The sequence below is a fragment of the Mesorhizobium sp. M2C.T.Ca.TU.002.02.1.1 genome (assembly GCF_003997225.1).
In genome coordinates, this window is sequence record NZ_RZTO01000149.1 from 1 (window position 1) to 10,032 (window position 10,032).

Here is a 10,032-nt window from a genome sequence, read left to right on the forward strand (position 1 = left end):
GATCCATGCCCAGAAGGCCACGAACAGCACGAAGAAGGCGATGCCGAGCACGCTTCGCGTGCCCGGCGCAACGGGGTGCAAGGGACGCAGCATCAGGCCCTGTCCTTAAAGCATGTCTCCCGGAAGCGGGGCCGGTTTCGGGATAAGGACATGCGTGAAATCGAAAACCTAAAACGCAGCGAGCGTATCTGAAAGATCGCGACGCGCTTAAGGAGAAAGGATCGGCGGCGCGACGCCGCCGATCGGGTGGGATCAGTTGGCGACCGCGCTGGTGTCGGCAAGCGTCGTCACATCCGGCGCTTCCTTGATCAGCCCCATCTGCAGCAAGAGCTCGGCGGCCGTCTTGGAAAAGTCCTGGAAATCCTTGGTGAAGAACTGCTTGTTCTCCGCTTTGTCGGCCCATTTCAGGTACTTGGCCGAATCTTCGAACTCCTTGGCCGACTGCTTCACGTCGGCGCCCATGATCTCGTAGGATTTCTGCGGGTCCTTCTTGATCATGTCGAGCGCGTCGAAATAGCTGTCGGCGAGCGCCTTGGCGGCATCGGGATTGGCCTTGAGGAAGTCCGGCGTGCAGCCGACCGTATCCATCACCATCGGATAGTCGAGCGTGGTCGCCAGGATGTGGCCCTGGTCGGCCTTGTCGCGTACGGCCGAGATGAAGGGCTCGTAAGTAACGGCGGCGTCATTCTGGCCGGCCAGGAAGGCCTGCGCCGCCGCGTCCGGCTCAAGGTTGACGACGGTGACGTCCTTGGTCGACATGCCGTTCTTGTTGAGCACCCAGGCAAGCAGGAAATAGGGCGAGGTTCCGGGCGCGGACGAAGCGACCGTCTTGCCCTTGAGATCGGCGACGGTCTTGATGTCGTTGCGCACGACGATGCCGTCGGCACCGTAGGATTTGTCGAGCTGGAAGATCTGCTTGGTGGTGACGCCGCTGGCGTTCCACACCATCCAGGTCTCGACCGTGGTCGCCGCGCATTGCAGGTCGCCGCTGGCAATCGCCAGCGGGCGGCTCGCCTGCGGCACTTTCTTGATCGTGACGTCGAGCCCGTGTTTTTCGAAAAGCCCGGCCTGCTTGGCCAAAGTCAGCGGCGCGAAGCCGGTCCAGCCGCTGATGCCGATGGTGAGCGAGGTGGCCGCCATCGCCGGCGCACTGAGCACGGCGGCCGCCGTCAGCGCCGCCGCGAAAATGGTGGTTCTGTTCATTGTGGTTCCCCTTTTTGTGGTGAGCGCGAATTGTCTCACAGACCCCAAAAGGCTTGTCAATGAAGCAGAAGCCGCACTGGACGATGGTCCAATCCTGAAGCGTTGCGCCGGCGCGTCTCGCGTTCCGCGCGTCAGCTTCGCGGCGAGCTTACGACAAGGATCGAGCAGCGCTCGGCGACCGGATAGCCGCCGCTGGCGACAAGGCGTACGTCGTTGAAGTAGCGCGACGCCTCCGCCACGTGAATGTCCTCGTTGAGCCAGCAGCAGATGGTATCGGACCCTTTGTAGAGGTCGATGAACGCAAAGGCTCCCGGCTGCCATCCACCGGCCGCCATGAGTTCGGCCCGGTCTCCGAACATCTCGTTGATTCCGTCGAGAACGGCCGACATCTTCAGGCCGTAATCGGGCGCGGCCACGGGCAAGGAAAGCGCCGTGCGCAACACGATTTCGGCCAGCGCCTTTACCTTGCCGGCCAACGCGTCCGCCTTGATGGCGCCGAGCGGCTCCGTCTTGCTGGGCCTCGCAAAAAGCCTGATGGCCGCGCGACCGCCCGGCTTCAGAATGCGAGCCATCTCTTCCAGACATCTGAGCCGCTGCGTTTCGCTTATGACGGCGGAAAGGCAACCGTCACCGATTATCGCATCGACGCTTCTGTCCGCCAATGGCAGGTCGAGCCAGTTGCCGACCACTGCCCTGCGGGTCGCCTCGTCGCCGATCCACAGGGCTCCGATCATGTTCGGGTTGGAATCGATGGCGGTGAGCGACTTGCCGAGCCTGGCGAACTCCGGCGTCACGCCGAACAGCGCCATTTCCGCGTCCTCGGTCCGAAGCTCACGCTTCATGACCGCCACCACATCGGAATGCGGGCGCAAGGGAGCCCCGATGAGGTCCCACGTACGAAAAAGATTTGCCCACAGGTCTGACATGCCCCTCACCCCTTTTTGTAGTGCGCCGCACTTCCCCTGGGGCAGCCATGTATATTATTACCTGCTTAAGTGGAAGACGGCCGGGGGGCCAGAGTGGCGCATATCGTGGTGATCACGCACGAGCACGACCGGTTGCTCGAGCGCAAGCTGTTTCGGCGCGCCGAAAGCAGCTACATGATCCATGCGATCCTTGAGGATCTGCGCCGGAGAGGCCATTCCTGGACAATCGCTCAAGGTTTCTCGACGAAGATTGCCGGAGACGCCGCGGTCCTTCATGTCGACTCTACAACCGTCGATCCAGCCTATATCGAATATGCGCGCGGCTTTCCGCTTTGCCTCAATGTTGGCGTGACCGACATCTCGAAATCACGCGTCAGCACGGCCAGGGTCGTCCCGCACGATGGCTGGGAAGGCCCGGTCATCGTCAAGGGCGTGCTGAATTGCGGCGGCCTGCCCGAGAGCCGGCTCAACCATCGCGCGTCGCGTGCCGGGCGTCCTCTGCCTTTCCCCGGAGCCAGGCTGATGAAGGAGTATCAGGTTTTCGATCGCGCGGCCGATGTGCCGGCCGATCTCTTCCACGAGCCCGATCTTCTGGTCGAACGTTTCCTGCCTGAAATCGAGCCCGATGGCTTTGCGCTGCGCTACTGGCTCTTTTGCGGCGACTATGATTTCTGCGGCCGCTTCGTCTCACGCGACCGCATCGTAAAGGGTGCAGGCGTTTTTCGCAGCGAGCCGTGCCCCGTCCCGGACGATCTTCGCCAAAGACGCAAGGAACTGGGCTTCGACTACGGCAAGTTCGACTTCGCGGTGCATGACGGAAAGACCTATCTGATGGACGCCAACAAGACACCCGGCAGGGTGCCTCAGGATGCCGGCGAAGTCGCCTCCATGCCGCGCATGGCCGACGCCCTGGAACGCATGATGAGGCACGCACTTGTTTGAGCGTTGCTCACGGCATGCCCCAGCCGCGGTTGCGCCACATCTTCTCGCCCACAAGGCAGTCCGCTGCCGGCCTGTCGTCGGCGAGCACGACCGGCGGATGCGCGGCCTCCTCGGCCGCCCATTGCGGTGAAGCCGGACCGGCAAGCTCGAGCACCAGCTTGCGGCGGATCGCTTCGGGGAACTGCGTCCAGTCGTTGACCGGGATCATGAAAGCGCCCGGCCCGCCGATGACGCAGTCGCTGTAATAGCGGTCGAGATTTTCGACGTCGAAGGCGCCGCTGAAACCGCCGCGCGTCATCAACGGCAGTCCGTTGATGGTGATGCCTTGCCTGACCACCTCGTCGCGCGTGAGATCGACCGGCGCGCCCTGGTTGTTGGGTCCATCGCCGGAAACGTCGATGACGCGCTTCGTGCCCTGGAAGCCGCTCTCGGCGAACAGGTCGCTGCCGAAGCTCAGCGCGCCGGAGATCGAGGTCCGCCGGGCGCTGTCCGGCGGAAGGGCATTGAGCTGCGCCACCACCTTCTCGGCATCGTCGCGATTGGCGATCACCGTCCACGGCACGACGACGCGCTGCCAGGTCGTGCCCGCCCATTCGACATAAGTGACGGCGATCTTGCCATAGGCACCGTCGGCGATGGCCTTGAGCACATTGTCATGGGTGAGCGCCGCGGCGTAACCGTGGCGCTGGATCTCCAGCTCGGCCGGCGACATGGAGAGCGAAACGTCGACCGCCAGCACCAGTTCGACATCGACGGGCTCGGCGGGAGAAGCTGCCGGCGTCAGCCAAAGTGCCAGCGCCAGGGCGGCACCGGCCGAGACGGTATGCCTTGCGCGGGCATAGGCGGACATGGAGGAAGGTTAGGCGAAAATCGTTCCGCGCAAAAGCCGGGAATTGCCGGGCACCGGATTTCCGCCGGCGAGGATCTTAAAAATATCGCGCCAGATTCGAGCGGATACGCTCCAGCACGGTATCGCCGGAAAGATCAGGCACGAATTTCGCGCCCGTGATCGCTTCATAGGCCTGGATATAGACCGCCGAGGCCTGGTTGATGATCTCGTCTGGAATTTGCGGAATCGGATCCTTGTAGGGATCGCACCGCGCCGACACCCAGGACCGGATGAAATCCTTGTCGAAGCTCTGCGGCCGGCCGCCGCTTTCGAACGCCTCGTCGTAGCTCTGCGCGATCCAGTAGCGGCTGCTGTCTGGCGTGTGGATTTCGTCAGCCAGCACGATTGCACCGTCCGGCGCGGTGCCGAATTCATATTTGGTGTCGGCCAGGATCAGGCCGCGTTCGGCGGCGCGCTGCTGGCCGCGGGCGAACAGCTGCAGCGCATAGCGCGATACAGTATCCCACTGCGCCTGCGTGAGCAGCCTGTGGTCGATGATCTCGGCTTCCGACAGCGGCTCGTCATGGCCGCCATGGGCGGCCTTGCTGGTCGGCGTGATGATCGCTTGGGGCAGCTTTTCATTGTCGCGCAGCCCGTCGGGAAAGCTGTGGCCGTAGAGGCTGCGTTCGCCTTTCCGGTACTTGGTCAGGATCGAGGTGCTGGTGGTCCCCGCCAGATAACCGCGCACGACCATTTCCACCGGCAGCATGTCGAGCCGCCTGCCGACCACGACATTGGGGTCGGGATATTCCAGCACGTGATTGGGGCAGATGTCGGCGGTTTCCTCGAACCAGTAGCGCGCCGTCTGGGTGAGGACCTGCCCCTTGAACGGGATCGAGGCCAGGATCGTGTCGAACGCGCTCAGACGATCGGTGGCGATGATGATGCGGCGCCCGTCCGGCAGATCGTAGTTCTCGCGCACCTTGCCATTGTAGCGGTTGGGCAATTCAGGAATGAAGGCGTCGGACAGGATGCGCATGGGGCGTGTTGCTTTCGCGGACTCTGATGGGTCACATAAGCCGCTGGGCCCCTGCACATCAAGCCGGGCGCTGCGGAACGGGCTTCTTCTTGCCGGCAGTGCGAAACGCCTGCCAGTTCGGCCTGAACGAAGGCGGAATCCACAACAGAATTCCGGCTGTTGCCGCAGGCACAATGACCGCGAAGCGCAAAATTGAAAGCACGACGCCGCAGAAGCCGACGATCCGCGTGGCGGTATCCGGGCCGAAACGCGGCGCAAGCAGATGCCTGGCGATCGCCCCGCCATCGAGCGGATAGGCCGGGAGCAGGTTGAGAACGGCCAGAACCGCATTCACCAAGGCGCCAAGCCAAAGCGTCCACTCGAGAAGCGTGTCCGGTCTCGGCGGCGGCGAACTGAAAAGACCGTCTGGATCGACAGGCAACAAGGGCCGGGCAAAAAGGTAATAGGCAGCGGCGAAGCTCGCCGCCAGGACAATGTTCACCAACGGCCCGGCGAAGGCGATCCACGCCCAGCCATAGGGCGAAGCCGCGGCGCCGGGCTTGAACCAGGCAATTCCGCCGAAGAGGTACAGGTCTATCCGTTGGGTGCCGATGCCTCGCCGTCGCGCGGCCCAGACATGGGCAAGCTCGTGCAAAAACACCGACAGGAACAGCAGCGCGGCAAAGATGAGGGTATGAGTCAGGGCGGCCTGGGGACGTCTCGACCACTCATGCAGGAACGGCAAGGCGGCGGGAACGGCGAAGGTCCAACTGACATGGACGGGAATGTTCCCCGTCATCGTGAAGACGAACGCGTCGTTCTTCCTGTCCCAGCCGAACCGTTGCAAGCTACCCACTCCGCCTGGTGCGAACGCTATGCGAGAATCCTGCTGCGCAAAAGAAAAAAGCCCGGCCGAGGCCGGGCTGTTGCGTCCATCGTCTAGCCCTCAGCTTCTCGGCTTGAGGTTCTCCGGGTCGTAGAGCGGCTTGTAGCCGACGCCGGCGACCTCGACCGGATAGGTCTCGCCGAAATACTCGACCTGCAGCTTGCGGCCTTCCTGGGCATAAGCCCAGGGCAGATAGGCAAGCGCGATGTTCTTGCCGATCGTCGGACCATAGGCGACCGAAGTTGTGAAGGAGCGGCGGCCGAGCTCGTCGACCAGCGTCTCGCCGGTCGCCGGGTCCATCACCGGCATGATGCCGACCGGATAGCGCGCGACACCCTTGGAATCGGTGTTCTCGGTCATCACCAGCGTGCACAGCATCGCGGGCTGATGCTCGCGGGCGCGATACTCCAGATGCTTGGCCTTGCCGCAGAAGTCGTTCTCCTTGACCTTCGGGCGGGCAAGGTCGGCTTCGAGCAGATTGTATTCGGTGAGGAGGTCGGCGTTCTGCAGCCGCAGGCTCTTTTCCATGCGGCGCGTGTTGGCATAGGTCTCGACGCCGAACGGCATCACGCCAGTGGAGCGCAGCGCGTCCCAGACGGCCAGGCCGTCCTCGTAGCGCATGTGCAGCTCCCAGCCCTGCTCGCCGACATAGGAAATGCGGAAGGCGGTCACATCCTTGCCGCCGATCCTGATCGGCTTGATCGCCGCGAAGGGGAAATTCTCCGGCGTCAGGCCCTCGGGATTCTCGACCACCTTCTGCAACGTGGTGCGCGCATTCGGCCCCCAGATGCCGATGGTGACGTACTTCTCGGTCACGTCGGTGACGGTGACGTCGAAACCCTTGTCCTGCGCGGTGCGCTGCATGTAGCGGAAGTCGCGCGGACCGGCATCGGCGCCGTCGATCACGCGGCAGCGGTCAGCCATGCGGATGACGGTGAAGTCGGCGCGCACCATGCCTTCCTCGTCGAGGAAGTGGGTGTAGATGCCCTTGCCGATATTGTTGTCGCCGCCGATCTTGGCCGCGCACAGCCATTCGAGCAGCGCGACATGGTCGGGGCCTTCGACGTCGTACATCGAGAAATGCGAGAGGTTGACGATGCCGCAATCCTCGCTCATCGCCAGATGCTCGGCATTGGAGACGCGCCAGAAATGGCGGTTGTCCCACTCGTTCTCGCGCACCGGCACGCGGTTGCCGTATTTTTCCAGGAGATGCTCGTTGGCGGCATAGCCGTGGGCGCGCTCCCAGCCGCCCAGTTCCATGAAATAGCCGCCGAGCTCCTTCTCGCGCTCCCAAAACGGCGAGCGGCGGACGTTGCGGCCCTTGGAGAAAGGCTCGCGCGGATGCACCGCCGGATTGTAGACCTTCATCGCCGTCTCGGTGCAGCGATCCCAGATGAACTGCTCCTGCGTCTGGTGCGGGTAGAAGCGCGAATAGTCGATCTGGTGATGGTCGATCGATGTGCGGCCGTCGGTCATCCAGTCGGCGATCAGCTTGCCCATGCCCGGGCCGTCCTTGACCCAGATGGCGACGGCGTACCACAGGCCCCTCACCTTCTGGCTTTCGCCCATGGACGGGCCGCCATCGGTGGTCACCTGCAAGAGGCCGTTGAAGGAGTGGCCTTCATTGTAGCCGAGCTCGCCGAGGATCGGCGTCAGCTCCATGGCGCGCTCCAGCGGCGCCATGATCTGCTCCATGTCGAGGTCGCGCTGTGACGGCGACAGCCGCGCCTCATGCTTTTCGAGCAGGTCGCGCGGGTGGCAGAGGCGCGGATTGGTCTCCTCGTAATAGCCCCATTCGATCTGCCCGCCCTCGGCGGTCTTCGGGTCGCCTGTGTCGCGCATATAGGCCGAGTTGCCCTGGTCGCGCAGCAGCGGCCAGCCGATCTCCTTGCCGGTGCCGGCGAACTCGTTGTAGGGGCCGAAGAAGGTCAGCGGATGGTCGATCGGCATGACCGGCAGGTCCTCGCCAACCAGAGCCGCGGTGAGCCGGCCCCAAATGCCGGTGCAGACCACTACATAATCGGCCTCGATCGTGCCGCGCTCGGTCGCCACGCCCTTGATGCGGCCATTCTCGACAATCAGCTCCTTGGCCGAGGTGTTGGCGAACGCCTGCAGCTTGCCGGAAGCGACGCCCTGGTCGACCAGCTTGCCGGCCACCGTCTGCGAGCGCGGGATGACGAGACCGGCATCCGGGTCCCACAGGCCGCCTTGCACCAGATGCTCCTCGATCAGCGGGAATTTTTCCTTGATCTCGGCCGGCTCGATCAGCCGCGCCCGGGTGCCGAACGCCTTGGCGGAGGCGACCTTGCGCTTGATCTCGTCCATGCGGCCATCGTCGCCGACCCGGGCAACCTCGAGGCCACCGACGCGCGCGTAATGCCCCATCTTCTCGTAGAAATCGATGGAATAGAGCGTCGTCCAGCAAGACAGGAAATCGTGGCTGGTCGTGTAGCAGAAGTCCGAGGCATGCGCCGTCGAGCCGACATCGGTCGGGATGCCCGACTTGTCGATGCCGACGATATCGTCCCAGCCGCGTTCGATCAGGTGGTGGGCGACGGACGCGCCGACGATCCCGCCCAGACCGACGATGACGACCTTCGCCTTTTTCGGAAACTCTGCCATTGCCCGCGACTCCAAAGGGATAGACGGGCGCGTTTGCGCGCCCTTCGAATGGCGCACAATATGCAGAGGACGCGGATTGAGCTACCGCCTGTTTGCGACACGCCGCAAGTGCGGCGCGACGGCGCGTGCAGGGTATTTCCTTTCAGGCGAAGGCCCAGATGTCCTCGGCCTGGAAGCCGACCTGATAGCCGGCGGTCTTCAGCTTGACGACGACCTGGCCGATCTCGGCCGCCGGCAGCGCGCCGACCTCGATCTTGATCATGCCGGGACGGTAGCGCTCGAGGTCGAGCTGCTCGAACACCATCCAGTCGGCGCCCTCGCAGTCGACCAGGAAAGCGTCGATATGGGCGATGCCGTTGCGGTCGAGCAGCGTCTGCAGGGTCTCCGACGGCACCTCGATGTCTTTCAGATGGGGCGCGAACTTGTTGAAGTTGGCGTCGGCCTCGCCCCAGGCGTTCTTGCCCGACATCAGATTGGTGTCGGTGACCGACGAGCAGCCGATGAACTCGATCGGCAGCGTGCCGGATTCGAGCGCGGCGGCATCAAACGTATGGACGGTGATCGTGCCCTTGGCCCTGGTCACCGCCACCGGTTCGATGATGAAGCGGTCGGTATCAGGATAGTTGGCGCGCAGCCGCTTCTGATTGTAGGGGATCGGCTCGACCAGCATGGCGCGAGCGCCGCGGATGCTGTGCAGCCACGGCGTCACGTCGTCGAACAGCGCGCCATCGCAGGCGCCGACATTGACCATCTGGAACGGCCGCCCGCCGAAGCGCGCCTTGAGCGCCGCCTTGGCAAGGAACTTCGTACCGCGCAACGCCGGCCCGCGATCGAGCAGGCCTGCCGGAAGGCCGAGCGACAACAGGATGCGCGCGAAGCTGGACACCGAGCTCATGATTTGTCTCCGGAATTGACCTGCAGCGCCGCGCGAGGCCCGCCCCGGCTCGCCGCTGCCCACAGCGCCATCAACGGCGCTGCGATCAGCAGGAAGGGCGGTAGAAGGTTGGGGAAATAGATGCGGGTGTCGTGGATCGGGAAGACGGCGAACTTCGCCAGCACGCCGAGCACGAGCGCCGCCAGCAGGATGCCGGCGCGGCGGTCGGGTCGGAAGCCGGCGCGGTTCAAGCCGAACCAGCCGGCCAGTGCCAGGGCTGAGACGCCGACCCAACTGTTGACGCTGATGGCGCGCACCACCGACGCCGCAAAGGCCTTGAGATAGGCGGCCACCGAAAATGGCGGGTCGAACCCGTCCATATTGTAATGCTGCTCGATGCTGGAGAACCACAGATGCGGCCACCAGCCGGGATGCTGGGCCCAGTGCGAAATGGCGAAATAGGCGATGAAAGAGGCTGCGAAACCGGCCAGCGCGCCCCATGCCCTCTCCCGGAAAGCGATAAGCAGCACCGCGAAGATGGCGAGGAAGACGATGTTGTCAGGTCTCGCCATGAAAGCCAGGAACAGCAGGACCGCCGTCGCCGCCTCGCGCTTGCGCACATAGGCAAAGAGACCGCCAAGGAACAGCGCCGAGCACAAGAGGTCGGGCGTCGAGGCGCGCGCCGCATCGCCGAAATCGGCCATGATCAGGATCGCGCCGGCGACCGGCGCC

Annotated in this window: 8 protein-coding genes and 1 pseudogene; 1 reads left to right on the forward strand and 8 read right to left on the reverse strand. The window is 63.9% G+C overall.

Features of this window, described 5'->3' with window-relative positions:
* Window positions 1-252 precede the first annotated feature (252 nt).
* Window positions 253-1,203 carry an ABC transporter substrate-binding protein gene (locus EOD07_RS10770; protein WP_127235423.1) on the reverse strand — a complete coding sequence of 317 codons (951 nt, stop codon included), beginning with the start codon at window positions 1,201-1,203 and terminating at the stop codon, window positions 253-255.
* Between the two features lie 131 nt (window positions 1,204-1,334).
* Window positions 1,335-2,045: a class I SAM-dependent methyltransferase gene (locus EOD07_RS10775; RefSeq protein WP_164772167.1), complete on the reverse strand. Its 711-nt coding sequence runs from the start codon at window positions 2,043-2,045 to the stop codon at window positions 1,335-1,337.
* Window positions 2,046-2,222: 177 nt separating this feature from the next.
* Here EOD07_RS10775 and EOD07_RS10780 point away from each other — a divergent pair, with 177 nt between their 5' ends.
* Window positions 2,223-3,071: a hypothetical protein gene (locus EOD07_RS10780; protein ID WP_127235425.1), complete on the forward strand. Its 849-nt coding sequence runs from the start codon at window positions 2,223-2,225 to the stop codon at window positions 3,069-3,071.
* Between the two features lie 7 nt (window positions 3,072-3,078).
* Here the strand turns inward: EOD07_RS10780 and EOD07_RS10785 are convergent, their stop codons facing one another.
* From EOD07_RS10785 to EOD07_RS10810, 6 genes and pseudogenes are all read right to left on the reverse strand, one after another.
* Window positions 3,079-3,921: a DUF1194 domain-containing protein gene (locus EOD07_RS10785; RefSeq protein ID WP_127235426.1), complete on the reverse strand. Its 843-nt coding sequence runs from the start codon at window positions 3,919-3,921 to the stop codon at window positions 3,079-3,081.
* Window positions 3,922-3,997: 76 nt separating this feature from the next.
* Window positions 3,998-4,939, reverse strand: a complete 942-nt coding sequence (locus tag EOD07_RS10790) for a phosphoribosylaminoimidazolesuccinocarboxamide synthase (protein ID WP_127235427.1) — start codon at window positions 4,937-4,939, stop codon at window positions 3,998-4,000.
* 58 nt (window positions 4,940-4,997) lie between these two features.
* A complete protein-coding gene (locus EOD07_RS10795) occupies window positions 4,998-5,765 on the reverse strand; it encodes a site-2 protease family protein (RefSeq protein WP_127235428.1) in 768 nt (255 codons plus the stop codon).
* Window positions 5,766-5,864: 99 nt separating this feature from the next.
* On the reverse strand, window positions 5,865-8,426 hold the full coding sequence (locus EOD07_RS10800; protein ID WP_127235429.1) for an FAD-dependent oxidoreductase: 2,562 nt from the start codon (window positions 8,424-8,426) through the stop codon (window positions 5,865-5,867).
* A 142-nt stretch (window positions 8,427-8,568) separates the two neighbouring features.
* Window positions 8,569-9,321: an FkbM family methyltransferase gene (locus EOD07_RS10805; RefSeq protein WP_127235430.1), complete on the reverse strand. Its 753-nt coding sequence runs from the start codon at window positions 9,319-9,321 to the stop codon at window positions 8,569-8,571.
* Window positions 9,318-10,032 (reverse strand): annotated as a pseudogene (locus tag EOD07_RS10810) (hypothetical protein); the annotation flags it as partial. The pseudogene EOD07_RS10810 and the gene EOD07_RS10805, both read right to left, overlap by 4 nt.

Coding starts and splice junctions, on each gene's coding strand:
- EOD07_RS10785 (WP_127235426.1), bottom strand. CDS start 3,921: ATGTCCGCCTATGCCCGCGCAAGGCATACCGTCTCGGCCGGTGCCGCC.
- EOD07_RS10800 (WP_127235429.1), bottom strand. CDS start 8,426: ATGGCAGAGTTTCCGAAAAAGGCGAAGGTCGTCATCGTCGGTCTGGGC.
- EOD07_RS10805 (WP_127235430.1), bottom strand. CDS start 9,321: ATGAGCTCGGTGTCCAGCTTCGCGCGCATCCTGTTGTCGCTCGGCCTT.
- EOD07_RS10770 (WP_127235423.1), bottom strand. CDS start 1,203: ATGAACAGAACCACCATTTTCGCGGCGGCGCTGACGGCGGCCGCCGTG.
- EOD07_RS10775 (WP_164772167.1), bottom strand. CDS start 2,045: ATGAAGCGTGAGCTTCGGACCGAGGACGCGGAAATGGCGCTGTTCGGC.
- EOD07_RS10790 (WP_127235427.1), bottom strand. CDS start 4,939: ATGCGCATCCTGTCCGACGCCTTCATTCCTGAATTGCCCAACCGCTAC.